Here is a 24,193-nt window from a genome sequence, read left to right as displayed (position 1 = left end):
CGGACTACCGGTCTTGGTCGGCGTGTCGCCACCACAACGCGGTGGCCAGGATCCCGCCCGCACCAATCAGGGCCACGAGGGTGTAACCGAGCGGTCCGGGTGGGGTGCTGTCCGAGCCGGCGAGACCGCTGAAGAGGGCGGGCACCGACCAGGGGAAGTAGTGCCCGTAGCCGAGCGCGGCAATGATCTGGGCCAGGAAGATCACCGCGATCATGACCCCTACCCCGGCCAGGTAGCCGCGGCCGACGCTGGCGGCCAGCGCGATCGGAGTCGCCAGCTGGATCGTCATCACGGCGGTGGCCAGTAGCGTCGTCAGGCCGGTGACGGCCACAGCCGCAGACCAGCTGGGCAGGCCGAGCACGGTTCCGGTGAGCAGCCCGAGCAGGTAGAGATAGAGCGCGAGGAGTAGACACCACCCGGCGGCCACGGCGAACTTCGCGCCGACGATCGTGGTGCGCGCGGTCGGCAGGGCCAGCAGATCCTTGACAGTGTTCTGGCTGAACTCGCGGCCAAACATCCACACCAGCACCAACCCGAACACGACCATGCCGCCGATCGCGGTGGCCTGAGCCAGGAACCCGAAGTACGTCAGCCAGTCCGCGTCACCGCCGGCCAGCGTCGCCTTGGTACCCAGCAGGCCCAATGCGCGGGCACGCCGCTGGTCCTGCAGGACGAACATGAACAAACCGCCGACCAGCGCGACGACGGTGAACGCCCACACGGTTACCCACGGCAGCCACGATCGGCGCGCTCACCGCGCACCCGCCGGGGAAGCGCCGACCAAATCGAGGAAATAGGTCTCCAGGTCGTCCTGCTCCACGGCGAGCCGGGTCGGTGGGCAACCGGCCTCGACGAGCAGGGTGGCGATCAGGTCCGGTTGCCGCACCGCGCGCTCGTCGCTGAGTACGAGCCCGCCCTCGCCGTTGGTGTCCGGAGCGAACCCCGCGGCCTGCAGGGCCGTGGTCGCGGCGGCAGGGTCGCGGACGGTGACGCCCAGCCGCGGACGCGCCTGTGCGGCAAGGTCACTCGCGTGGATCTCCTTGACCAGCCGCCCGTCATCGAGAATGCCGATGCGGGTGGCCAGCCGCGCCACCTCGGTCAGGATGTGACTGGACAGCACCACGGTGACTCCGTGCTCGAGGGTGAGGTCATGCAGCAGGCCGCGGATCTCGGCCACCCCGGCGGGGTCCAGGCCGTTGGCGGGTTCGTCGAGGATCAGGATCTCGGGCCGGTCGATCAGGGCTTTCGCCAGGCCGAGTCGTTGCGCGTTGCCCAGCGACAACGTGCGTGCGCGGTGATCTGCATACGGTGCCAAGCCCAGCTGGGCGATCACCTCTTCGACCGCACCTGCGCGGGTCGACCCGCGCAGCCGCCCCGCGACTTGAAGGTTCTCGATGACCGTGAGCTCGGGGTAGGCCGCCGGGGTCTCCACCAGATACCCGACCCGTGACCACACTGCATGCCCGCCGAGACGCACCGGGGCGCCCAGCACCGACACCGTTCCGCCGGTGGGGCGGGCCATCCCGAGCAGCATCCGGATCGTGGTCGTCTTGCCCGCCCCGTTCAGACCGAGCAGCGCGTAGATCTCGCTCGGTTCGATCCGCAGCGACAGTTGGTCCACGGCAACGACATCGCCGTAGCGCTTGGTCAGGTTGGAGGTACTGATGGCCGTCACGGGCGACACCGGTGTGGTCACTGCTTCACCGCGTGAACGCACCGTTCGATCTCCGACACCGGCATCACGCGGCCAGCGGGTTGCAGGTAGCGCGCGGTGAACTCGCGCGGTCCGGCCTGCTCGACCTCGGTCCACCCGTACGGCGTGAGGAACCCGCCGACCTGCTCCGGGAGAAGTCCAAAATGCCACAACCGGCGTTTCTGCACGAACTCCCGGTAGGCCGCCTCCCCGCCGTAGAGCACGGTGCCGTCCAGGAAATCCTGACGGAGGTAGGTGATGAACACCAGCTGGCTACCAGGCGGTGCGGCGGCGAGGAACTCGAAGGTCTTCCGGACGCCGTCCTCACTCAGATACTGGGTCACCGCCTCCCACACGAAGAACGTCCTCTGGTCGCCGCGATAACCGTGCTGCGCCAAGGTGTCCGCGATGCTCTGTGCTTCGAAATCGATCGGCACGAGCGTGACCGCGGCCGGGATCTCGCCGTAGATCTTCACGAGCCTGGCCCGTTTCGCCTCGATGTTGGCGGGCAGGTCGACCTCGAACACCGGTATCCCCGCCAGGCCAGGCAGTCGGTAGGCGCGCGTATCGAAACCCGCCCCAAGGACCACCACCGCATCGATCCCGACGGCAGTGCCGTCCGCGGCATCGAGCAGCTTCTCGTCGATGTAGCGCTTGCGGCACACCATGCTCGCCCACAGCCCAGGGATCTTCTTCTCCGTCGCGGCGATCAACGCTCGCCGCGCAGGCCGCCACCGGGTGCAGGCGACCGCGAACCGCCCCAGACTTGGTAACATCCGATACGCCAACTCATCGCGCACCAGCGGCGGGTTTTCGCTCTGCTCGACTGCGATGATCACCATGGGCCCGACAGCGGTCTGGGCGGCTGCGTTGCTCACACGAACTCCATCCGGGTAGCGGTCAGAACGACGCCGACCAGGCTTCCCGGCACACCAACGCTCACCGTACAACCCAGGTCGCCTCGCCGGGCAGGCCCGAGACGATCCCGATACCGGACGCAGCGCCGACGCGGCTCGGTGTGCAGCCTGCACGCCGGTGGTGCCAGCAGGGATACCGGTTTGCCCCGAGCGGGCGTTTACGGCATCTTTACGCATGGAGAGCCGGGAAGCCTGGTCGGCACTCCGCTTCGACACCAGGAGCGGGGTAGGCCGATTCAAGGACGGGTTTTCATGGCGCTGGTGCTCGCGTTCGGTGTCGTGCTGCTGGTCAGCGTCTCGCTGTCCGGCGTCGCGGCCCGAACGATCCTCTCGACCGCGCTGTTGTTCCTGCTCGCCGGTGCGCTGATCGGGCAAGGTGGGTTCGGGCTGGTCACGATCGCCCCGTACGATCCGCTGGTCACCGCCCTGGCCGACATCGCACTGTTCACGGTGCTGTTCACCGACGGCCAGCGCGCCAGTCTGCCCGCACTCCGCGAAGGCTGGCGGCTATCCGGGCGCGCCCTGGGCCTGGGCATGCCACTGACCATGGTCGGCATCGCGGTGCCGGCGCATTTCCTGGTCGGGATGGACTGGCCGACCGCGTTCCTGCTCGGCGCGATCCTCTCACCGACCGACCCGGTCTTCGCCGCCGCGATCGTCGGCCGGGCCGACGTACCGCTGCGGCTACGCAGACTGCTCAACGTCGAATCCGGCCTTAACGACGGCCTCGCCCTGCCGTTCGTGCTGATCTTCCTGGCCACCGCCGCCCACACCTCGTCCAACCTCGCCACGGTCGGCATCGAACTCGTCCTCGGCTTGGCCCTGGGTATCGCGATTCCCGCGCTGATCACCCTGGCCTGGCGGCTCAAGGTGCTCACCGCCGAACCGCGGCTGCAAGCCCTGGGCCCGCTGGCGATCGCGGTCATGCTCTACGCCGCCTGCCACCTGACCCACGCCAACCCCTACCTCGCGGCGTTCGCCGCCGGCTCGACCCTGGCCACCTTGGACCGCCTCGCCGCGGAACACTTCGAACCCCTCGGCGACCTGCTCTCCGAGATCACCAAGTTCGCCGCCCTGCTCGTGTTCGGCGCGCTCATCACCCCCGACCGGCTCTCGCACCTGACCCTCGGCGGCTGGATCCTCGCGGTGCTGGCGATCGTGCTGGTCCGGCCCGCGGCGATGCTGCTGTCGCTGCTGCGCACACCGTTGACCCGACGAGAACGCTCGGCCGCCGCGTGGTTCGGCCCGAAGGGCTTCGCCTCGGTGGTCTACGGACTGCTCGCCCTGCAATCCGGCATCCCCGACAGCGAACTCGTGTTCGACCTGGTGGCCGTCACGATCGCGCTGTCCATCGTCCTGCACTCCTCGACCGACGTACCAGTGGCCAAAGCTTTGCGGTTCGAACCACCGGACAACCTGCCCACCGGCAGACCCGACCGCGCAGACGACCGTCAAAACAACGACAGGAGCAACGAATGACCCTCGGCACGGCCGACCGATCCGCCGTAGCCTGGCAAGGTGCACGCCGACAAGATGGCCGAGGAATACCCGGTCGTAGACTCGGACTCCGACGCGCTGGACGCGGCCCGACTGCTGGCCGAGCATCGGCTGCCCGGTCTGGTGGTGACCGACCGCAGCGGCTGTCCGCAGTCGATCCTGCCCGCCTCGCAGGTCGTGCAGTTCCTGGTGCCCAGCTATGTGCAGGACGATCCGTCCCTGGCCGGGGTGCTCGACGAGTCGATGGCCGACCGGGTCGCGGACAAACTGGCCGGCAAGACCGTCCGCAGCCTGCTGCCGCGCGAACCGGCCGAACTGCCCAGGGTCAACGCCGACGACACGATCATCGAAGTCGCCGCGATCATGGCCCGGCTCCGGTGCCCGCTGGTCGCGGTCATGGACGGCAAGACCCTGCTCGGCGTGATCTCCGCGTCCAGACTGCTGCAGTTGGCGCTCACCCCGCACTGACCCGCGGCATCGCACGGCCAGAGCAGGCCGTGCGATGAGCACTGTGCTCGCGATCGTCGTGTTTGTGGTGGCCTACATCTTCATCGCCACCGAGAAGATCCCGAAGATGGCCGCCGCGCTGGCCGGCGCCGGGATCGTGCTAGCACTCGGCGTGGTCGGCTCCGAGGACGCGTTCTACTCCCACGACACCGGCATCGACTGGGACGTCATCTTCCTGCTGCTCGGAATGATGATCATCGTCGGAGTCCTGCGCAAAACCGGGATCTTCGAATACGTCGCGATCTGGGCAGCCAAGCGTGCCAAGGGCTCACCGCTGCGGGTGATGATCCTGCTGACGCTGATCACCGCGGTCGCCTCGGCGTTCCTCGACAACGTCACCACGGTGCTGCTGATCGCGCCGGTCACGCTGCTGGTGTGCGACCGGCTCGACATCAAACCGGTGCCATTCCTCATCGCCGAGGTCCTGGCATCGAACATCGGCGGCGCGGCCACCCTCATCGGTGATCCACCCAACATCATCATCGCCAGCCGGGCGGGCCTGACGTTCAACGACTTCCTGGTCAACATGGCCCCGATCGTGGCGATCGAACTCGTCGTGTTCGCCCTGGTGCTGCCCAGGCTGTTCCGGGGTTCGTTCACGGTGCACCCCGACCGGGTCAAGGACGTGATGGCGCTCAACGAGCGCGAGGCCATCCGCGACCCGCGGCTGCTCGTCAAGTGCGGTGTCGTGCTGCTCGCGGTGTTCGCCGGGTTCGTGGGGCATTCGGTCATTCACATCGAGCCCGCCGTGGTCGCCCTGCTCGGCGCTGGCATCCTCATCCTCATCGCCCAGGCCACACCCAAGGACTACCTGGCCAGCGTGGAATGGGAAACCCTGCTGTTCTTCGCCGGACTGTTCATCATGATCGGCGCCCTGGTCAAAACCGGCGTCATCGGACACCTCGCCGAACTCGCCGCGGAGGCCACCGGCGGCAATGCCCTGCTCGCCGTGATGCTCATCCTGGTCGTGTCCGCCCTGCTGTCCGGCGTCATCGACAACATTCCTTATGTGGCAACGATGAGTCCACTCGTGCTCGCCCTGACTCAGGACATCCCCGACCCCACCCACTCCGAGGCACTGTGGTGGTCACTGGCGTTGGGTGCGGACTTCGGCGGCAACATGACCGCGGTCGGCGCCAGCGCCAACGTCGTCATGCTCGGCATCGCCGCCCGCGCCGGAACACCCATCTCCTTCTGGGAATTCACCAAGAAAGGTGCCATCGTCACCGCTATCACCATCCTGGTCGCCGTCCCCTACCTCTGGCTGCGCTACTTCGCCCTCGCATGACACGTCCATACTCAGTCCCGCCCAGGCTTAGCATCACCGGGACGGCCCCAGCCGAGCCACTGTCCCGCGATGAAGGGGATGGGCATGACGGACCTTTCGTTCACGATCGGGCTCATCGCGGTGTTCGCGGCCGGCGTGCTGACACGCCGACTCGCCCACAAACGACAAGACCGGTAGCCGCATTACGACACGGTCCCGCGTCCCGATTCACGGACAGGGACACCGCTTCTCCTGCCATGACTGGGCCGGGTCACGCAGTGATGACCTGGTTTCTTCCGCGGTGGACGGGTGCAGGCCAGCCGAACAAGTTCGGGTTTGCTACCTCACCCGTGGTGCTATCGGTAGCCCCTTCGACCGACATAACTGCAGGTCAAACACCGGCACGGCGTTGCCGTTGCGCCGCCGCGGCCGACTCTCCGGGACGTCAGGTGCAACAGGAGCGGGCGGTCCAGGCCGGAACCTGACATCGATGTGCCAGTAGCAGATCGTGCTCTCCGGGCGTGATGACAGACGCCGACGCGACGCTGGAACCCGAGCTGAGTACACACTAATATGTAACCAGCGCTACATTTGTTGACGTGACTGAACTGGGGTCGGGCCGGTGGCTGGTGCTGGTGCTGGTGCCGGCCGAGCCGTCACGGCATCGGGTGGCGGGAGCTACGCTGGATCGGCGCGTTGTGGCGCACCGGGGCGAGGGCGAAGTTGTCGCGCTGGACGCCGCCGGACGCGGGGAGCAGGACGGCGTGCGGATGGAAGCGCTGTTCACCGCCGACCGGGAGGAGGAGTGGACAGAGTTCTTGGCCGACTGTGGCAAGTTCGACGCGGAGATCGACAAGGAGATTGGTAACCGCAAGTTCACGATGGCCGAGCTCGAGGAAGAGGAGCAGAGCTTGGAGCGGCTGCGTCGCTGGCACCGCGACCTCACTGCCCGCGACGTCTTCGGCGCACCGTCGGCCGAGAAGGCCGGTCTGCAGCTCAAACACCGCACCGACCGGCTGGCTGACTACACCGAGCAGGTTTTCCAAGCCCTGCACCAAATGTGACCCGAGGACGACCGTGAACGCCGACACTGAGCTGTTCCAGACGATCAATGACGTCGCGAAGTCGACACCGTGGCTGCACCCGATTGTGCTGGCTTACGCTACCTACGGACTCGTGGTGTTCGCGGCGCTGATGCTGGCCGGGTGGTGGTTGGCGCGCCGGCAGGCGAATCCGGTCCGGGTGGCGGCGGCGCTGTGGGCGCCGCTGGGCATGCTGCTCGCGCTGGGTGTGAATCAGCCGATCTCGGCGATGGTGGGTGAGCCCCGCCCGTACACAACGCTGCAGAACATCCTGGTGCTGGCCCACCGCAGCCACGATCCGTCGTTTCCGAGCGATCACGCGGTGATGGCCGGTGCGGTCGCGGCCGGGCTGTTTCTGGTCAGTCGGCGACTCGGGTGGCTCGCGGCGCTGGCCGCAGTAGTGATGGCGTTCTCCCGGGTGTACATCGCGGCGCACTACCCGCAGGACGTGGCTGCGGGGTTGGCGGTCGGGGCGGCGGTCAGCTTGCTCGGGTTCTGGCTGGTGCGCCGGTTGTTGGTGTGGCTGGTCGAGCTGGCTGAGCGCACCCTGCTGCGGCCGGTGCTCACTACCGCGTCGCGTCCGGCCGAGTCGATGGCGGACTGACGTGACGGCGGCAGCGCCGGAACGGCCAGGGGTGCTGGGAAGCCATCCCCAGCGCTTGGCCGGCGTAGAAGTGGTCGCCTCGGTGGGTTCTCGTGGGGGTTCCTCCGATGATGCGATGGCTGAGGCATTCAACTCGCTATTCAAGGGCAAGCTGATCCATAACCCGATCGTGCGTGGTCGCGGATGGCAATCGGTCCTGGATGCCGAGATCGCCGTGGCCGGATACGTCGACTGGTACAACCATCGCCGCGTCCACGGCCAGTTCGGCCAGCGCACTCCCATGGCGGTCGAAGCCGCCCACCGGAAGTCAAGCAACGATCAACCCTCCGAGCCGGCCCGGGCTGGGTGACAGACAACGAAACCTGCACCAGACCCGGGGCGCATCAAGTAGCGTCGCCTGACGATTGCCTTGCAATCGCCGGGCAACGGTGGAATCGGCTGCTGCCACCGGATTGCTTTCCCCTACCGTCGGGCCGGACCGGGGAGACAGGAGCGATGATGTGGCAGCGCGTTGTGACGCTCGAGCGAGCCGGTCTGGCGGGGTATGTCCGTGCGGTGGCCCGAGCGCTCGGGGTTCCCGGTGCAGGCACTGCATGCGAATCGGAGACACGGTGTGCCGGCTACATCGCGCTGCCTCGTCGGTGCGCCGAGTGTCCCGGCCGCGATGGGATGGTGGAGTGGTCTGCTCGCAGGGGCTGGTCGGTTGTGCTGGAGGAAACGCCGGAGGAAGCCTCGGTGCTGGTGGCTCGCCTCGGGGCGGGACTGGTGCCGGCACCGGACGTCGTCGCCGATTTCGTGGGTGAGGTGCTCGCGGGGCGCCGGACCGGCGGACGCGGATCGGGCGAGCCGGCTGAGGCCGACCAGGGCACACTGCGCGAGCTGCTGGTTCCCTACGCGCTGATTGCCTGGCCTCCTGGCTGACTCCTGCGCCAACCATTGGCTAGTGCAATAATTGTCGTATCGAACATTCTTGGATCGTTCGAGGAGGCAGCGTGGTGGATGTTGTGACGAGCCGGCATTTCTGGATCGGGCCGGGTACCGAGGAGCGGATGACGCCGAGCCTGCCGAGCTCGCTGACGCTTCTGGTGGGGCTGTGGCTGGGATTTGCCCCGTTCGTGGTGCATTTCGGGCTCGCGGACCCGTCCGGGTTCGTCGACATCGACGACGTGGTACTGGCGATCGTCGTCTCGGTGCTGGCGATGATTCGGATGACCGCGCCGAAGGATCTGCCGGTGCTGAGCCTGATCAACGCTGCGGCCGGGGTCTGGCTGGCCGGCACCGCGTTTCTCTTTTCGGCGTCGGGGCATCCGGTGCGCGCGGTGGTTAACGACGTCGTCTGTGGTGTGCTCCTGGTCGCGCTGGGGGTGACCAGCGCGGTGTTGACATACCGGCAGCGTGCGGCGGCTCGTCGGGAGGCCGGTGTCGCGCGGCGGGTGTGAGGAATACCGCAACCCTGTCTTCTGACAACTGTTGCATACTGCAACAATGTCTTCGGGTGATGACGTGGTGAAACGCGGGCTCGCGGTGCCTGCCCGGCAGCCGGCCGGCCGGTGGGTGCGGGAGAGCCGCGCCGGGCTGGTCGGGCTGGCGGTGCTGATCGGCGCGGGCGCCGGGCTGGGTGCAGTGGTGTTCCGGTGGTTGATCACGGAGTTCACGCACGTGTTTTCCGGGCAGGCGGACTACGCGGCGGCCGGCCGGGTGGCGCATCCGTGGTTCCCGGCGCTGGGGCCGTGGTTTCTGCTGCTGGCGCCGGTGGTGGCCGGTCTTGTGTACGGGCCGCTGGTGTACCGGTTCGCACCCGAGGCGCGGGGGCACGGCGTACCGGAGGTGATGGTCGCGGTCGCCGAGCGGGGCGGGCGGATTCCGGTACAGGTGAGTGTGGTGAAGGCGCTGGCGTCGGCGTTGACGATCGGGTCCGGTGGTTCGGTCGGCAGGGAAGGGCCGATCGTGCAGATCGGGTCGGCGCTGGGGTCGGCACTGGGCCGGTGGGTGCGGCTGCCCGAGTCGCGCCTGCGGGTTCTGGTCGCCTGTGGCGCGGCGGGCGGAATCGCGGCGACGTTCAACGCGCCGCTGGCCGGCCCGTTTTTCGCGATGGAACTGATTCTGCGCGATTTCGCCGCCGAGTCCTTCGGGGCCGTCGTGCTGGCGAGCGTGACGGCGAGCGTGGTCGGGCGCGCAGTGTTCGGGAACACGCCGTTTCTGGATCTACCGCTGTTCACGCTGCGGAACCCGGTCGAGTATCTGCTGTTCGTGGTGCTGGGGCTGCTCGTCGGTGCGTGTGGGGTGTTGTTCACCCGTGTCCTGTACTGGATCGAGGATCTGTGCGACCGGGTGTGGCGGGGCCCGGAATGGCTGCGCCCCGCCGCCGGAGGTGTCTTGCTGGGCGGGTTGCTGCTCGTGTTGCCGCAGATGTACGGGGTCGGCTATCCAGTGCTGCAGAACGCCGTGGAAGGCCGCTACGTCCTCGGGTTCCTGCTGGTGCTGCTGGCCGGCAAGATCGTCGCGACCAGCCTGACCATCGGGATCGGCGGGTCGGGCGGGGTGTTCGCGCCGTCGCTGTTCATCGGGGCGATGGCAGGCACCGCATTCGGCATCGGGGTGCGTGCGTGGCTGCCGTCGCTGACCGCCTCGCCCGGGGTGTACGGGCTGATCGGCATGGGGGCAGCGTTCGCTGGGGCGGCGCGTGCGCCGATCACGGCGGTGATCGTGCTGTTCGAGCTGACCGGCCAGTACACGGTGATCCTGCCGATGCTGACCGCCATCGTGATCGCCACCGCCACCAGCAGGGTGCTGAGCCGGGACACGATCTACACGCTCAAGCTCCGCCGCCGCGGCATCGATCTGGACAAGCACCCCGCAGCGCAGCGGCTCGCGGACACGACGGTCTCGGCCGTCACCGAACCCCTGCCGGAACCGCTGCCCGCCGCCTTGGAGCTGGAGCGGGCGGCGAGTGCGCTGGCCATCTCCGGGCACGGCATCCTGCCCGTCGTCGACGACGAGGGCCGGTACCAAGGCTGCGTGACGGCACGCGCGGTGGCCGAGGCAGTGGCCGACGACCATGAGGGACCGGTGGGCGACCTGACCGAACTGCCCCCGCTGGTCACCTGCGATTCCACCCTCGCCGATGCGCTCGACGCACTCACGCATGCGCCGGGCACCGGCCTGCCGGTGCTGGCCGGGGCCGACGAGCTGACCGGCTGGATCACCCACCAATCGGTGCTGACCGCGCTGAAACCTGCCGCGGCCGGACGGTGAACGAGGACGCCGCCGGTATCCCCGTGCGGATGCCCGAGGTCGCGTCGGACAGCCGGGAGAGCCGGCAGCGAGCCAGCCGGTGCAACATTTCGCCCAGGGCTTCGGGAACGATCTGCCCCTCCAGATCACGCGCGGCGGCGCGGACCACCTGATGCACGGCCGCAGGGGAGAAGCGGCCGGTGAACTTGCCTGCGAGCCACTCGCCGACCTCCACGCAGACGTCGTCGGCAGTGCGCGGTTCCACAGTCATCGGTCCTCGTTCCTGCCTTTGCGCGATTGGGGTTCATTCTCTCGCCGGGCGGTGCGCGGGTACCTGACGATTGCCGGGCGCCGGCTCAACCGCCGGCTTCGGGGAGTTCGACGATGAACCGGGCGCCGCCGCCGGGACGGTCCTCTACCCAGACCCGGCCGTCGTGGCGGTGCACGTGATCGGCGACGATCGCCAGGCCCAGTCCGGTCCCGGAGCCGGGGTCCCGCCGCCCGGCGTGGACTCCGCGGGCAAACCTCTCGAAAATACGTTCGCGGAGCTCGGCCGGCACGCCGGCGCCGGCGTCGTCCACCTCGAGCCGAATGACGCCGTCACGGGCCTGCACTCCCAAGCGGACTGCGCCACCGGCATAGCGCGCCGCGTTGTCGAGCAAGTTCGCCAGTATGCGGTCCAGGCGTCGCCGGTCACCGGATACCAGCAGTGGTCCCGCAGCGAGGTCGAGTGCCAGTGGCGGGTTGCTCGCGACGCCGTTACGGGCGAGCGGGCCGAGATCGACCAGTTCGCGGTTCTCGCCGGTGTCTGTCTCATCCACGGCGGCGATCTCCAGCAGGTCGAGCACCATGCGCCGGAACCGGCGCAACTCCGCCAGCAGCAGGTGCAGCGCCTTCTGGGCCGGCGCGGGCATGGCGTCGCGGCGGCGGTCGAGTACTTCCGCGACGGTCGTCATCGTGGTGAGTGGCGAGCGGAGTTCATGACTGACGTCGGCAGCGAACCGGGCGTCCCGGCGCACCCGTTGTTCCAGCGCGGCGGCGGTAGCATTGAACGTGGTAGCCAGTGGCGCGAGTTCGGGGTCGGCCTGCTCGGGCAGCCGGGCGCGGAGGTCGCCGCGGGCGATCCGGCCGGCCGCGTCGGTGAATGCAGCCAGGGGACGCAGCGCGCGCCGCACCGACCAGGCGCCGAGGACGATGCCGAACAGCCCGCACACCAACGTGCCCGCGATGAGGATCACGCGCAGGTATCGGAAGGTCTGCTCGAGTTCCAGCAACGGGTGAAGTTCGACGTACAGCCCGGGTGCTGCGGTCAGCGGGACGGCGACAGCGACGACCGGGATACCGCCGGAGGTGAAGCGCTGTGGTGCTGCGGTCCCGGTGCGGGCCGGGGTGAGCAGGGCAGGCGGGAGCGTTTCGGGCCGGACCTGCCGCCCGGCGGTGCGCCAGCCCCCGGGCAGGGAAACGAGGATCGTCGAGTCCGGATTGGTGGCGAGCCCGGTCAGCAGTTCGTCGAGACCGTCGGATCGGTTGCGGATCGCGTTGTCTACGAGCCGCACGTTGACCTGCGACTGCCGGTCCGCGCTCTGCTCGCGCTGGCTGAACATGTACCCGGTGGTGAGGTGCCAGGTCGCCACCGACAGTGCGCTGACCACGAGCACCAGCCCGAGCGCGAATGCTGCGGACACTCGCCAGCGCAGGAAAAGTGTGCGTTTCACGGCTGCAGCTCGACGCGGTAGCCGATCCCGCGCACGGTCAGCACCAGGCGCGGCGTGTCCGGATCGGGCTCGACCTTGCGCCGCAGCCGCCGGATGTGGACGTCGAGCAGCCGCGTGTCCCCGAAATAGTCGTGCCCCCACACGCGCTGCAGCAACTGCTCCCGCGTGACGACCGGCCCCTGCGCCGCGGCAAGTTCGGACAGCAGGCGGAATTCCGTGCGGGTGAGGTGGATGCGCGTGCCGTCGCGGGATGCGCTTTCGTCGTCGGGACGCAGCAGCAGGGCGCCGATCCGCAGGTTCGCCGGCCGCGCCGGGGCGGTCCGGCGCAGCAATGCACGAATCCGCGCGGCGAGTTCCCAGGGCACCAGCGGTTTGGTGACGTAATCGTCGGCGCCCGCCTCAAGCCCGGCGATCACGTCCTGGCTGTCGGTGCGCGCAGTGATCACGATCGCCGGCAGATTGCCGCGCTTGCGCAGCTCACGGCACACGGTGAGGCCGTCGATCCCGGGCAGCATCAGGTCGAGCAGGACCACGTCCACCTCCACTGTGCCCAGGATCTCCAGGGCTACCGCTCCGGATGCGGTCTGCGTGACGTCGAAATCTTCGTCGGCAAGCGCCAGCGCGAGAGCCGCACTGATCAGCGCATCGTCCTCGACCAGCAGCACTCGCACCATCATCGGTCTTGCTTCTCTGCCACTGCGCTATTCCTCCCCCATACCAAACACATGCACTAGGAAAGTGTTGCATACTGCAATTGTGAGAGGTGGGTGGATCCAGGCATGAGCAGCAGCGGACGGCGGTCTTTCGGCAGGGTCGATCCGTACTGCTGGCTCGCGGTGGTGCCGGCGTTGGCCGTGGCGGCCCTGCTGATCGTCATGAATGCCGTGATCGCCGGTCTGGTGTGTGCCGTCTGTGCGGGGTTGCTGGTGCTGTTCGATTCGTGGGCGAACCGGCCGGAGCCTTCGGCCGGCGATGTTCGTACCGTGCGCCGGATGGGCCGGGGTGGCGGTGACGCAGTCACCCGTGTGCAGCCGCAGGTTCGCGGTAGCGGCTCGTCCCCAGCCACCCGATCGCCGCGCGCACGGCCTCGCGGTCGCCGGTGAAACGGATCGTGCGGTCCTTGACCGCGTCGAGCCACCTCGTGTGGCCGAGCCACGCGTCGGCCAGCGCAACCGGCGTGCAGGTGATTCTGGTGGCGACGGGGAGCCGGGGATCCTCGGCGGTGGCGTGTGCTCCGTGGGTGGTCAGTGCGAGCCACCACCAGCGTGGTCCCCGGGTCTCGCCGAAGCTGAAATGCAGACTTACCGGGGCAGGCGGCAGCACGCGGCGCTCGATGCCGCGCCCGATGTCCCGCAGCAGCACCCCCGCATCGACCCCGCCGCGATGCGGGACCAGCCATCGCTGCGACCAGCGGCCGAGCAGGTCGACGATCTGCTCGAGACCTCGCCCGGCGTCGGTGAGCCGGCACTGCACCGGGATGCCGCCGGGGGCGGAGATGGTTATCAGGCCGAGATCGGACAGGTGCCGCAACCGCTTGCCGAGCAGGCTGCGCCACAGCCCGGGTAACCCGGCAGCCAGTTCCGGCAGCGTGGTGGCGCCGAGGAGGAGTTCCCGCACGATCAGCAGCGTCCGTGGCTCGCCGAGCACGTCGGCCGCGTCGGCGACCGGGCAATGCTGTCCGTAACGCACTCAGCGCTCCCGAGCCCGGCAGGCCCACCGGTACTGCGGGCACGAGCGGGAAGCACGGGCGGATGGCCTTTGCGCTGCGGGGTCCACGACGTCATTGTCGCCGGATGGGCGACGGTCGCACCTGACGCTATTCTGACGATCAGTCAGTCCCAGACCATGTCGCCGGAGGAGAGCGAGGCAGACGGTTCACCGCCGGCGTTGGTGAAGGCCGTGAGGACGTCGACCAGGCCGTGCCGCGCCTGGGCGGGCATTTTCGCGACGATGTCGGCGATCTCGCGGCGCCGCCGGTTGGTCACCCGCCGGACGACCCGGGCGCCTTCGGGAGTCAGCTCGACGACGATCTCCCGGCGCGAGGCGGGACTGTGCTGCCGGATGACCAGGTCGATGCCGACGAGCCGGTCCACCATCCGGCTGGCTGTCGACGGGGTCACCCCGAGCAGGTCCGCGAGCAGAGCGTGCTTCATCGGTCCGCGCGAGTCGAGGATGACCAGGAGCCGGAACTGGGGGACGGTGACGAGGTCACCGGCCGCGGCGATCGATCGTGCCGACACGGCCACCAGGAGCCGGGATGCGGTGAGCACGGCCTCGGTGACCGCGTCGACGTCGGTGTTTGCTGCGGCGGCCGAAGGTCGGGACATACCTTCAGTGTGCCGCACCGTCTTGGGCAGCTGCAGCGATGGCGGGACGGAGCCCATCCGCGGCCGCGGGCAAGGCAATGCGCGCAGACAGGATGGCTTCCGGGGCGGAATCGGCCGTCCGCAACGTCCAGGGGTGCCCCGGCCCTCCCCGCGGGGATATCCGGCGTGCCATGGTGAGACGACTTCCCTTGGGAACAAAGGGGACGCAGTGCGATACCGGCGAGTCCATCGGGTCACAGCACGTTCCAGCGGGATGGTCGGTGCGGTGCTCGCTGTCGGCATTGTGCTGGTGCTCGTGTGGTGGCGGATGTCTCGGCGACGGTATGCGTTGGCGCGCTGGTGTTCGTTGTGCTGTGCACCCGGCCCGCGGGCTCGGGCCTGCTTTCCGGGCCGGGGTTCGGGGAACTGCGCTGGGCCGCGGCGGCTGCCATGGTCTGGCTGGGAGCAGCGGTGCTGCTGATCCCCTTCAGCGCGGCGGACGCGGCCGGGATGCCGTTGGTGTCGGCGCTGGCGAACCTGCCGGGACTGATGGGTGCGCTGGAGCAGCCGAAAGCGTGGGGGTGCAGCGCGCTGCTCGTGCTGATCGTCGCCGTTGGTGCCCGGATGAGCTTGCGGTGGCAGGCGGCTGCGCTGTGGTGCGGGATTGCGGTGTTCGCGGTGTTGCCGCCGCTGATGACCGCGCACGGCTCGTCCGATGCCGGGCATGATCTGTCACTGGCGGCACTGGTGGTGCATGTGCCGGCTGCGATGATCTGGTTCGGGTTGCTGCTCGCGCTGCTTCGCCGGGCAGGCGGCGATCCGGCGGCACTGGTGCGGCGGTACGACCGGATCGCGTCGTGGTGCTGGGTCGTGCTCGCGTTGTCCGGTCTGGTGCTCACGGCCGTGCTCGTGCCGCCGGCACAGCTACTGACGAGCCCTTACGGGCTGACGTTGGTGATCAAGGCGGTGCTCGCGATGCTGGCCGGGGTCGCGGGCAGGTTCGGGGCGCGCCGGGCGGCGCGGTGGGTTGCGGAGCGGCCGGGGCGGCGCGGCCCGCTCGTGGGGTTGCTCGCTGCCGAGGTGGTGTTGCTGTCTGCGGTCATCGGGATTTCGGTGGGGTTGAGCCATCTCTCGGTGCCGGATTTCCTGGGAAGGGTGCTCGACACGGCGCAGACGGTGCTGGGGTACGACCTGCCCGGCCCTCCGACGGTGCTGCGGTTGCTGGGCGATTGGCGGCCGGATCTGTTCTTCGGCCCGCTCGCAGTGGTGCTCGCAGGGTGGTATGTGGCGGGGGTGCGAGGGCATCGCGGTGCATGGCCCCGGGTGCGTACGGCGACATGGCTGGCCGGATGTCTCGTGCTCGTGCTGGCGACGTCGTCGGGCATCGGCCGGTATGCGGCCGGCATGTTCAGCCTGCACCAGGCCAGTCACATGCTGGCGCCGGCGCTGCTGGTGCAAGGGGCCCCGCTGACGCTGCGGTCCGCGGTCCCGGGCACCGATCTGCCCGGATCGGCAGAGCTGATACACCGGATCGCCGGAAGCAGGCTGGTGCGTGCCCTCACCCATCCGGTGGCGGTGCTGGTGTTGTTTGCCGGCGCCCCCTTCCTGCTCTACTTCACCGGCCTCTTCGACGCGCTGGTCCGGTTCCACTGGGGGCATCTGCTGATCAACGCGGTGTTCCTTGGTATCGGCTATCTGTTCTTCTGGGTGGTCGCAGGTACGGACCCGGGCCCGCGACCCCTGCCCGGGATCGCCCGGCTCGGGCTGCTGCTGGCCGCGATGCCCGCCGATGTGGTTTTCGGCGCCTTCCTGATCAGTACCGGCCGGGTGGTGGGCAATGGGCCGGCGTCGTCGAACATGTACCAAGCGCTGGCCCTGCCCTGGGTACCCGGCCTCGCCGCGGACCAGCGTGCGGGCGGGCTGATCGCGCTGGTGATCGGCGAAGCCGCACTGGCAGTGGTGCTGGCGGCGCTGCTTGCGCGCTGGAGCCGCGACGGCGGAACGGGATTCGCTGGTTATGACCGGCTTGCCCGCAGTCTGGGCGATCTGCGGGGAGAGTCCCGGCCCGAGTGATTCACCTATTCCGGACGATGCGGGTCTCGTTCGGGGTGCGCCAGCCGGGAGAGCATCGCATTGTAGGCGCGCAGGGCCTCGTCGTCCTCGTCGAGGTCGACGTCCGGGCCGAGTGAACCGGTGTGGTCGGCCAGCGCACTGTGCCGTGCCGACTCCAGCCACGCTCCGAGATCGGCTTTGCTGTCCGAGGAGGACACCCACGCGGTGATCACCATGATGGCCAGCGCCGCCATCAGCAGGTCGCCGCCGACCCACATCATTGCCCCGCCCCAGTGCAAGTCGGTGATCGCGTCCGGGCCCCAGCCACGGTCCGGGACGATGTAGGCGGCGAAAGGCGGGCTGACCGTCATCAGCAATGCGACCCCGACCACGGTGTCGACCACCATCCCGCCGAACAGCGCCACCAGCCGCAGCAATGGTGCGAGCCGGCGCCCCGCGGGCTCGGCGCCGACGATCGGAAGCAGGAACAGGTATCCGCTGCTGAGGTAGAGCAGCACTTCCACCCCGTGCAGCACGGGGTTTGCGGCTGCGTTCTGCTGGAAGGGCGTCAGGTGGGTGCCGGAGACCACGGCGGCGTAGTACAGGAGCGCGAGCAGCGGGTGGGTGACGAAGCGGGCCGGGCGTGAACGGTTCGCGCGGCCGAGTGCGTGGCGAAGAGGTTCCGGAGCGGCCCTGCGCAGCAGCTCCAGCGGACGGCCGAGCAGAAGCAGAGCCGGCACCACGGTGATCAGCAGCAGGTGTTGTCCCATGTGGACGGTGAAGAGAGTGGTGCTGTACCCGCCGATGCCGCCGCCGACGGCGAGTGCGCAGGCGGCGAGTCCGCCGTAGAACGCTGCGGTATCGCGGATTCTCCAGTTCCGCGTTCGCGTGATGCCTGCTGCGTAGGCAATCGCGAGCAGTGTGAGCGTGACCGCGGCGGCGACCGGTATGTCCCAGGTAGTGAAGGGAGTGTGCCAGGTGAAGGGGAATTGCACGTTCCCGCCTTCCTTCCGATCCGCCGGGGCCGCCGGAACTTCATTGTGGCACCGGGTGATACTGGCGTGGACGGCGCAGCCCTCGGCCGTCCGGGTCCTCCGCAAACGCACGGAAGAAGAAGTTGATCCGCAGATGACCGATGTAACGGCGGCTCCCGCCGCGTCCGTGGACCTCGCGATCGGCGGGATGACCTGCGCGGCATGCGCGGCCCGGGTCGAGCGCAAACTCAACAAGCTCGACGGCGTGACCGCAACGGTGAACTACGCCACGGAGCACGCCACTGTCGTGCTCGCCGGACCGGTTCCCGTCCAGCAGCTGATCGCCCAGGTGGAAGGCGCGGGCTACCAGGCCCGGGAAGTCATCCGTGACGACGCCGAAAGCCCGCCGGATCGGGTGCGAGCATGGTGGCGGCGGCTGGTGGTTGCGCTGCTGGCCGGGGTGCCACTCGCGGACCTCTCGATCACCTTGATTCTCGTTCCCTCGCTGCGATTCCCCGGGTGGCAATGGGTGCTGCTCGCGTTGACCGTTCCGGTTGTCACCTGGTGCGCCTGGCCGTTCCACCAGCAGGCACTGCGGGCTGCCCGGCACGGCACCGGATCGATGGACACCCTGGTCTCGCTGGGGGTGATCGCCGCGTCGGGCTGGTCGATCTACACGATGTTCGGCCGCAGCGCGGATCTGCACAGCGTGGGCGTGTGGGGCCTCATCCTGCAGCCTGCGGGGTCGATGTATCTCGATGTGGCCGCGGGTGTCACCATCTTCGTGCTCGCCGGGCGGATGTTCGAAGCGCGAGCGAAACACACCGCTGGCCGCGCATTGCGGGCGCTGGCGCAGATCGGCGCGCGCGATGTCGTTGTCCTGGACGAGGACAGCGCCGAACGCCGGATCCCGGTCTCCGGGCTTCGCCGGGGGGATCGGTTCGTGGTGCGCCCGGGGGACACGATCGCGACGGATGGGATTGTCGAGACGGGCGTGTGTGCGATCGACGCGAGCGCGATGACCGGAGAGTCCCGTCCGGCCGAGGTCGCCGCCGGAGACACTGTCGCGGCCGGAACCATGGCGCTGGGTGGTCGACTGGTCGTGCGGGCCGAGCGAGTGGGCGCGGACACCCAGTTGGCGCACCTGGTACGGCTGGTCGAGCGGGCGCAGAGCGACAAAGCCGCAGTGCAGCGGCTTGCCGACCGGATCGCCGCGGTGTTCGTGCCGGTCGTGCTGGTGCTTGCGGTTCTCACCCTGGCTGGCTGGCTGCTTGGGGGTGCTCCGGCGGAAAGAGCGGTGAGCTGCGCGCTGGCCGTGCTGATCATCGCGTGCCCGTGCGCACTGGGACTGGCCACACCGACGGCATTGCTGGTTGCCTCGGGTCGTGGCGCACAGCTGGGGGTGTTCATCAAAGGGCATCAGGCACTCGAGTCGGCCAAAGCCATCGACACGGTTGTGCTCGACAAGACCGGAACGTTGACCACGGGGACGATGTCGGTGACAGCGTTCGAAGTGGCTGACGGCGTTACCCGCACGGAGGCGCTCGCGGCGGCCGCAGCGGTTGAGAACGCGTCGGAACATGGTGTCGGCCGGGCCATCGTCGAACTCGCCCGGGCCGAACTCGGCGAGGTCGGCGAGGTCGAGGAATTTCGTGCTCTGTCCGGCCTCGGAGTGTCCGGCCGGGTCGGCGGACGCCAGGTGTTCGTGGGCAGCGCCCGGCTGCTGCTTGCGGAGGTCGGCGCTCTTCCACCGGCGTTGGACGCAATGCGCGAACGATGGGAAGCCGGCGGAAACACCGTGGTGACAGTGGCGATCGGGGGCGAGGTAGGTGCGGTGATCGCGCTCGCCGACGGGGTGCGGCCGAGCGCCGGCGGGGCGGTGGCGGAACTGCGTGCGCTCGGTCTGCGGACGGTGATGCTCACCGGCGACAACGAAGCCACCGCTCGCGTGGTCGCGGCGGAGGCCGGGATCGACGAGGTGATCGCGGAAGTCCTGCCGGCCGGCAAGGCATCGGTCATCGCCCGGCTGCGGCCCGAGGGCCGAAGCGTTGCGATGGTCGGCGACGGGATCAACGACGGACCCGCGCTGGCCGCCGCCGACCTCGGGATGGCGTTGGTGTCGGGCACCGATGTCGCCGTCGGTGCGTGCGACCTGATCCTGATGCGGACGGATCTTTCGGTGGTCCCGGCAGCGGTCCGGCTCGCCCGCGCGACGCTGCGGACGATCCGGGGCAATCTGTGCTGGGCGTTCGGCTACAACATCGCCGCCCTTCCGCTTGCCGCCGCCGGATTGCTCAATCCGTTGATCGCGGGGGCGGCGATGGCATTGTCGTCGTTGTTCGTGGTGTCCAACAGCCTGCGGCTGCGCAGGTTCGAACAGCCGAATTCCCTACCGCAGACCGAAGACCGCTTGCGCGCCATAGTGTCCGTTGTGGACAACTGAGCGCCAGCGCACACTCACCATTCCGGTAGTCGGATCGCAAGCCCGTGCGAGGGGGTCAAGAAGTCATTCCTGGAACCGGACCCGGTGCAGGCGCCGGTCGTGCGGAAGATGTATCGGAGGCGGGTCAACGAACGTCTGAGCTACGAAGCCATCGCAGATCGGCTCAACCTCGACCTTGTCGCGCGCGCTGCCCGGGATCCAGGATCAGCTGATGCCCGAGGCCGGCTGACAGATAACGATGGAGGAGGACGTTCCGGGCGTTACCGTTACGTCGACACGGTTCTCGGGCATGGTCCGCGGCTGGCCGTTCCAGTCGGCAGCCACGTCCGGACGGCAAGTGTCGGCTCGCTGACATTCGCGCTGCGAACGCCGCGGCCGGCTGGTGGGATCGAGTCGGAAACCTGATCGCGAATCTTCGAGCGGGAGTGGCCGTTGACAACGCAGAAGCGGGATCGAGACGAGGTGTTCGTCGAGTACACCAAGAGCATCTGCCCGGTGTGCAAGACGGTGCTGGACGCGCAGGTCAACATTCGCGAGGACAAGGTCTATCTGCGCAAACGATGCAAGGAGCACGGCGAATTCGAGGCGCTGGTCTACGGCGACGCGCAGGCGTACCTTGCCTCGGCTCGGTTCAACAAACCGGGCACCGTCCCGCTTACGTTCCAGACCGAGGTCAAGGACGGGTGCCCCTCGGACTGCGGGCTGTGCCCGGAGCACAAGCAGCACGCCTGCCTGGGCATCATCGAGGTCAACACCAACTGCAACCTGGACTGCCCGATCTGCTTCGCCGACTCCGGTCACCAGACCGACGGCTATTCGATCACGCTGGAGCAGTGCGAGCGGATGCTCGACGTGTTCGTCGAGTCCGAGGGCGAGGCGGAGGTGGTGATGTTCTCCGGCGGGGAACCCACCATCCACAAGAACATCCTCGACTTCATCGACCTGGCCCGGGCGAAGCCGATCCGCAATGTCAACCTCAACAGCAACGGCATCCGGCTCGCGACCGACAAACGCTTCGCCGCCGCGCTGGGGGAACGCAACGGCCGAGGCGGCAAGTCGATCAATATCTACCTGCAGTTCGACGGCTTCGACGAGCGCACCCACCTGGAGATCCGCGGTAAAGACTTGCGGGAGCGCAAGCGGCAGGCGCTGGACAACTGCGCCGAAGCCGGACTCACCGTCACCCTGGTCGCCGCGGTCGAGCGTGGGCTCAATGAGCACGAGCTCGGCGATATCGTCGAGTTCGGGCTGGCGCATCCGGCTGTGCGGTCGGTGTCGTTCCAGCCGGTCACGCACTCCGGGCGGCACGTGGAGTTCGATCCGCTGACCCGGCTGACCAACTCCGACGTCATCGAGCTGATCGCCGCACAGCGCCCCGAGTGGTTCGGCAAGGACGACTTCTTCCCGGTGCCCTGTTGCTTCCCGACCTGCCGGTCGATCACCTACCTGCTCACCGAAGGCACCCCGGGGCAGCCGGGCTTCGGGGTGGTGCCGATCCCGCGGCTGCTGCGGGTGGAGGACTACCTGGACTACGTGTCCAACCGGGTCGTACCCGACTACGCGATCCGCGAAGCTCTCGAAAAGCTGTGGAGCGCGTCGGCGTTCATGGGCACCGACACCACCGAAGAGCGGCTCCGACAGACCGCTGAAGCGCTGGACTGCGCGGACGCGTGTGGTGTGAACCTGCCCGAGGCACTCGCGAACCTCACCGACCGGGCGTTCATGATCGTGGTGCAGGACTTCCAGGACCCCTACACCCTGAATGTCAAGCAGCTGATGAAGTGCTGCGTGGAGGAGATCACCCCGGATGGGCGGCTGATCCCGTTCTGCGCCTACAACTCCGTCGGCTATCGCGAGCAGGTGCGCGAGCAGATGTCCGGGGTGAAGGTCGCCGACGTCGTGCCGAACTCGGTCGAACTGCAACCGCTGCTCGCCGACTCGCCGTATGGCTCCAAGGTCGCGGGCACCCTGGATGCGGCGGGCAGGAACAACGGCGCGGGCAACGGGTGTCGGACGGCGATCGCGCCGGACACCACCAACGTCGGCAGGCGGGCGGTGCGGGAGTGAACACCCCGGCCGAGATCAAGTCCTGCTGCGCCTCCTCCTACGGCAACGACGCGGTGGCCCTGATGCTGGGCGAGTCCTACCACCCCGGCGGGCTGGCGCTGACCCGGCGGCTGGCCGAACGGCTGCGGTTGCGCAGCGGTCAGCGGGTCGCCGACATCGCCTCCGGGCCGGGTGCGACCGCGCGCCTGCTCGCCGCCGACTACGACGTCACCGTCGACGGTGTCGACCTTGGACAGTCCACAGTGGAGCGCGCTGGTGCGGTGACGGCCGAGGCCGGGCTGGCTGAGAAGGTGCGGTTCCACCTCGGTGATGCCGAACGAATACCGCTGCTGGACAATACTTTCGACGCCGTCGTGTGTGAGTGCGCGTTCTGCACGTTCCCGGACAAGGCGACCGCCGCGGCCGAGTTCGCGCGGCTCCTCCGATCCGGAGGCCGGATGGGCATCACTGACGTGACGGTCGCCGAGGGCGGGCTGCCTGGTGAACTGAGGACGGTGGCCGCGTGGGTCGCCTGCATCGCCGACGCCCGTCCGCTGGGCGAGTACGCGGCGATTCTGGAGCGGGCGGGGCTCCGCGTGGTGCACACCGAGGTCCACGACGAGGCGATCGCGCGGATGATCGACGAGATCGACGCCCGGCTGCGGGTGCTGCGGATGACCGCGTCCGCCCGGCTGGCCGAGGCCGGGGTGGAGGTCGAGGCGGTGCTGCGCTACGCGGCGCTGGCCAAGCGGGCCGTCGCTGACGGGCTCATCGGGTACGCCCTGCTCGTCGCCGAGAAACCCGCGGACATATCGGAACCCGAAGGAGCGTCCGGCCGCTGACAGTCCCGCTAGGCACACCGTCCTCGCAAGATGGGGAGCGAACACCGTTGGCTCGGCCAGGAGGCGGAATCACGCGGCGCGGCGAACTGCACGCGCAGTCCGGCATCTGGTGTCACCTCGAACTCCGTATCGCGGTGCTGGTGATGGACTGCGTGGCAGCGGTCGCGGCGCGCCGAGGATTTGGACACTGTGTCAGATAGGTGGTCGCCGGGTTGGCCACGGCAAGAGCGAACCAGCCCATGGCGGCGAGCAGCGTGACGCCCAGCCCGGCATGCCAGCGGCGCGCGCCGCGAGGTCCTCGCGGCCGAGACCGGCGAGGGAATCGGGCGCGTGTGCGCGGACGGCGTTGAGGACCGCACCGGCACGGGGATTGACCATCGCGGTGTCTCCGACCACCACGGTCGGCACCGTCTCGTTGCCACCCGCGACCGCCCGCATGTGGGCAGCAGCCTGCGGGTCCTCCCAGATGTTGACCTTCCGGACGGGCAGGCCGATGCGGTCGAGGTCGCCGAGCAGGCGCGAGCAGTACGGGCAGCCGGGCCGCCAGTACACCGTGGCACCGGTGTCGTTCCAGCTCACGACGCGGGCGGGCGGCCGAAAAGGCGGGTCCAGAAGCCGCCGCCTGGGCGTGGTTCGGGTTCGCCCTCAACGGTCACCTCGGGGTAGAACGCTACGTGGTTCTTGATCCGCCGGGCCAGCGGGCTCGGATGCGGGTAGTACCAGGCGATGTCCGGCGACCCACCCCGCTCCGAGGTCAGGTTGTAGTAGCTGGCCAGCCCCTTCCACGGGCAGAGCGTCTTCGTCCGGCTCTCGGCGAAGCAGTCGGTGTTCACCGAGTCCGGCGGGAAGTAGTGGTTTCCTTCGACCCGGACCGTGCGGGGCGCCTCGGCCAGCACGATCCCGTTCCATACAGCACGCATCATGAGTTCCATAGGATCACTTCGGCCTCGATACGTGCTGCTGGAGTGTCAGCTCGCTGACAGCGCGGAAAGTGTGTCACCTCGCTGACACTTG

General features: G+C 68.6%; 24 protein-coding genes. 13 read left to right on the top strand and 11 right to left on the bottom strand.

Annotated features, from left to right (window positions below; genetic code table 11):
* Positions 1-4 precede the first annotated feature (4 nt).
* The 3 genes from OO71_RS03135 to OO71_RS03125 are packed head-to-tail and all read right to left on the bottom strand — an operon-like array spanning position 5 to position 2,571.
* Positions 5-721 carry an ABC transporter permease gene (locus OO71_RS03135; RefSeq protein WP_245633553.1) on the bottom strand — a complete coding sequence of 239 codons (717 nt, stop codon included), beginning with the start codon at positions 719-721 and terminating at the stop codon, positions 5-7.
* Between the two features lie 30 nt (positions 722-751).
* Positions 752-1,675: an ABC transporter ATP-binding protein gene (locus tag OO71_RS03130; RefSeq protein WP_245633552.1), complete on the bottom strand. Its 924-nt coding sequence runs from the start codon at positions 1,673-1,675 to the stop codon at positions 752-754.
* Positions 1,676-1,692: 17 nt separating this feature from the next.
* Positions 1,693-2,571 (bottom strand): SAM-dependent methyltransferase, encoded by an 879-nt coding sequence (locus tag OO71_RS03125; protein WP_033288092.1) that lies wholly within the window; start codon positions 2,569-2,571, stop codon positions 1,693-1,695.
* Positions 2,572-2,862: 291 nt separating this feature from the next.
* On the opposite strand from OO71_RS03125, the gene OO71_RS03120 reads away from it, so the two are divergent.
* From OO71_RS03120 to OO71_RS03080, 9 genes are all read left to right on the top strand, one after another.
* On the top strand, positions 2,863-4,089 hold the full coding sequence (locus tag OO71_RS03120; protein ID WP_033288091.1) for a cation:proton antiporter: 1,227 nt from the start codon (positions 2,863-2,865) through the stop codon (positions 4,087-4,089).
* A gap of 39 nt (positions 4,090-4,128) precedes the next feature.
* Positions 4,129-4,575, top strand: a complete 447-nt coding sequence (locus OO71_RS03115) for a CBS domain-containing protein (RefSeq protein ID WP_033288090.1) — start codon at positions 4,129-4,131, stop codon at positions 4,573-4,575.
* A 34-nt stretch (positions 4,576-4,609) separates the two neighbouring features.
* On the top strand, positions 4,610-5,902 hold the full coding sequence (locus OO71_RS03110; RefSeq protein WP_033288089.1) for an ArsB/NhaD family transporter: 1,293 nt from the start codon (positions 4,610-4,612) through the stop codon (positions 5,900-5,902).
* Positions 5,903-6,480: 578 nt separating this feature from the next.
* Positions 6,481-6,945, top strand: coding sequence for a Chromate resistance protein ChrB (locus OO71_RS03105; protein ID WP_033288088.1), 465 nt, complete (start codon positions 6,481-6,483; stop codon positions 6,943-6,945).
* A 13-nt stretch (positions 6,946-6,958) separates the two neighbouring features.
* Complete coding sequence (locus OO71_RS03100; protein WP_033288087.1) at positions 6,959-7,567, top strand: phosphatase PAP2 family protein; 609 nt, start codon at positions 6,959-6,961, stop codon at positions 7,565-7,567.
* 1 nt (position 7,568) lies between these two features.
* The gene (locus tag OO71_RS03095; protein WP_342669911.1) at positions 7,569-7,916 is read left to right on the top strand and encodes an integrase core domain-containing protein; all 348 of its coding nucleotides are present in this window, start codon (positions 7,569-7,571) and stop codon (positions 7,914-7,916) included.
* A 146-nt stretch (positions 7,917-8,062) separates the two neighbouring features.
* Positions 8,063-8,488, top strand: a complete 426-nt coding sequence (locus tag OO71_RS51910; RefSeq protein WP_342669910.1) for a DUF6292 family protein — start codon at positions 8,063-8,065, stop codon at positions 8,486-8,488.
* Positions 8,489-8,559: 71 nt separating this feature from the next.
* Positions 8,560-9,006, top strand: a complete 447-nt coding sequence (locus OO71_RS03085) for an SPW repeat domain-containing protein (protein ID WP_033288085.1) — start codon at positions 8,560-8,562, stop codon at positions 9,004-9,006.
* 46 nt (positions 9,007-9,052) lie between these two features.
* Positions 9,053-10,822 (top strand): chloride channel protein, encoded by a 1,770-nt coding sequence (locus tag OO71_RS03080; protein ID WP_033288084.1) that lies wholly within the window; start codon positions 9,053-9,055, stop codon positions 10,820-10,822.
* On the opposite strand, the gene OO71_RS03075 is transcribed toward OO71_RS03080, so the two are convergent.
* From OO71_RS03075 to OO71_RS03050, 5 genes are all read right to left on the bottom strand, one after another.
* Positions 10,770-11,072 (bottom strand): hypothetical protein, encoded by a 303-nt coding sequence (locus tag OO71_RS03075; RefSeq protein ID WP_033288083.1) that lies wholly within the window; start codon positions 11,070-11,072, stop codon positions 10,770-10,772. The two genes, OO71_RS03080 and OO71_RS03075, sit on opposite strands and share 53 nt — an antisense overlap.
* 85 nt (positions 11,073-11,157) lie before the next feature.
* Positions 11,158-12,516 (bottom strand): sensor histidine kinase, encoded by a 1,359-nt coding sequence (locus tag OO71_RS03070; protein ID WP_033288082.1) that lies wholly within the window; start codon positions 12,514-12,516, stop codon positions 11,158-11,160.
* Positions 12,513-13,193 (bottom strand): response regulator transcription factor, encoded by a 681-nt coding sequence (locus OO71_RS03065; protein WP_033288081.1) that lies wholly within the window; start codon positions 13,191-13,193, stop codon positions 12,513-12,515. Before OO71_RS03065 ends, OO71_RS03070 begins: the two co-directional genes overlap by 4 nt.
* A gap of 340 nt (positions 13,194-13,533) precedes the next feature.
* Positions 13,534-14,205, bottom strand: coding sequence for a winged helix-turn-helix transcriptional regulator (locus OO71_RS03055; protein ID WP_033288079.1), 672 nt, complete (start codon positions 14,203-14,205; stop codon positions 13,534-13,536).
* A 143-nt stretch (positions 14,206-14,348) separates the two neighbouring features.
* A complete protein-coding gene (locus OO71_RS03050; protein WP_033288078.1) occupies positions 14,349-14,843 on the bottom strand; it encodes a MarR family winged helix-turn-helix transcriptional regulator in 495 nt (164 codons plus the stop codon).
* Positions 14,844-15,143: 300 nt separating this feature from the next.
* Between OO71_RS03050 and OO71_RS03045 the strand changes: the two genes are divergently transcribed.
* Positions 15,144-16,895 (top strand): bifunctional copper resistance protein CopD/cytochrome c oxidase assembly protein, encoded by a 1,752-nt coding sequence (locus tag OO71_RS03045; RefSeq protein WP_156096136.1) that lies wholly within the window; start codon positions 15,144-15,146, stop codon positions 16,893-16,895.
* A gap of 5 nt (positions 16,896-16,900) precedes the next feature.
* Here the strand turns inward: OO71_RS03045 and OO71_RS03040 are convergent, their stop codons facing one another.
* Positions 16,901-17,869: a cytochrome c oxidase assembly protein gene (locus OO71_RS03040; RefSeq protein ID WP_051790955.1), complete on the bottom strand. Its 969-nt coding sequence runs from the start codon at positions 17,867-17,869 to the stop codon at positions 16,901-16,903.
* Between the two features lie 133 nt (positions 17,870-18,002).
* On the opposite strand from OO71_RS03040, the gene OO71_RS03035 reads away from it, so the two are divergent.
* The 3 genes from OO71_RS03035 to OO71_RS51480 all read left to right on the top strand — a co-directional run bounded on the left by OO71_RS03035 (position 18,003) and on the right by OO71_RS51480 (position 23,179).
* Positions 18,003-20,291, top strand: coding sequence for a heavy metal translocating P-type ATPase (locus OO71_RS03035; protein WP_051791013.1), 2,289 nt, complete (start codon positions 18,003-18,005; stop codon positions 20,289-20,291).
* Between the two features lie 432 nt (positions 20,292-20,723).
* A complete protein-coding gene (locus OO71_RS51485) occupies positions 20,724-22,358 on the top strand; it encodes a radical SAM protein (protein ID WP_033288077.1) in 1,635 nt (544 codons plus the stop codon).
* On the top strand, positions 22,355-23,179 hold the full coding sequence (locus OO71_RS51480) for a class I SAM-dependent methyltransferase (protein WP_051791012.1): 825 nt from the start codon (positions 22,355-22,357) through the stop codon (positions 23,177-23,179). Before OO71_RS51485 ends, OO71_RS51480 begins: the two co-directional genes overlap by 4 nt.
* 192 nt (positions 23,180-23,371) lie before the next feature.
* Here OO71_RS51480 and OO71_RS48160 read toward each other — a convergent pair whose 3' ends face one another.
* Together OO71_RS48160 and OO71_RS03015 are read right to left on the bottom strand one after the other, a co-directional pair.
* Positions 23,372-23,758 carry a glutaredoxin family protein gene (locus OO71_RS48160; RefSeq protein WP_063739994.1) on the bottom strand — a complete coding sequence of 129 codons (387 nt, stop codon included), beginning with the start codon at positions 23,756-23,758 and terminating at the stop codon, positions 23,372-23,374.
* A complete protein-coding gene (locus OO71_RS03015; protein ID WP_245633550.1) occupies positions 23,755-24,099 on the bottom strand; it encodes a DUF427 domain-containing protein in 345 nt (114 codons plus the stop codon). Before OO71_RS03015 ends, OO71_RS48160 begins: the two co-directional genes overlap by 4 nt.
* Positions 24,100-24,193 lie beyond the last annotated feature (94 nt).

Source organism: Amycolatopsis jejuensis (assembly GCF_000717335.1).
GTDB lineage: Bacteria > Actinomycetota > Actinomycetes > Mycobacteriales > Pseudonocardiaceae > Amycolatopsis > Amycolatopsis jejuensis.
This window is presented reverse-complemented; position numbering and strand designations above follow the sequence as displayed.

What these genes read in the sequence shown, in the direction of transcription:
- OO71_RS03120 (WP_033288091.1), top strand. Translation starts at nt 2,863, where the DNA reads ATGGCGCTGGTGCTCGCGTTCGGTGTCGTGCTGCTGGTCAGCGTCTCG.
- OO71_RS03110 (WP_033288089.1), top strand. Translation starts at nt 4,610, where the DNA reads ATGAGCACTGTGCTCGCGATCGTCGTGTTTGTGGTGGCCTACATCTTC.
- OO71_RS51910 (WP_342669910.1), top strand. Translation starts at nt 8,063, where the DNA reads ATGATGTGGCAGCGCGTTGTGACGCTCGAGCGAGCCGGTCTGGCGGGG.
- OO71_RS03080 (WP_033288084.1), top strand. Translation starts at nt 9,053, where the DNA reads ATGTCTTCGGGTGATGACGTGGTGAAACGCGGGCTCGCGGTGCCTGCC.
- OO71_RS03075 (WP_033288083.1), bottom strand. Translation starts at nt 11,072, where the DNA reads ATGACTGTGGAACCGCGCACTGCCGACGACGTCTGCGTGGAGGTCGGC.
- OO71_RS03065 (WP_033288081.1), bottom strand. Translation starts at nt 13,193, where the DNA reads ATGATGGTGCGAGTGCTGCTGGTCGAGGACGATGCGCTGATCAGTGCG.
- OO71_RS03050 (WP_033288078.1), bottom strand. Translation starts at nt 14,843, where the DNA reads ATGTCCCGACCTTCGGCCGCCGCAGCAAACACCGACGTCGACGCGGTC.
- OO71_RS03035 (WP_051791013.1), top strand. Translation starts at nt 18,003, where the DNA reads ATGACCGATGTAACGGCGGCTCCCGCCGCGTCCGTGGACCTCGCGATC.
- OO71_RS03015 (WP_245633550.1), bottom strand. Translation starts at nt 24,099, where the DNA reads ATGCGTGCTGTATGGAACGGGATCGTGCTGGCCGAGGCGCCCCGCACG.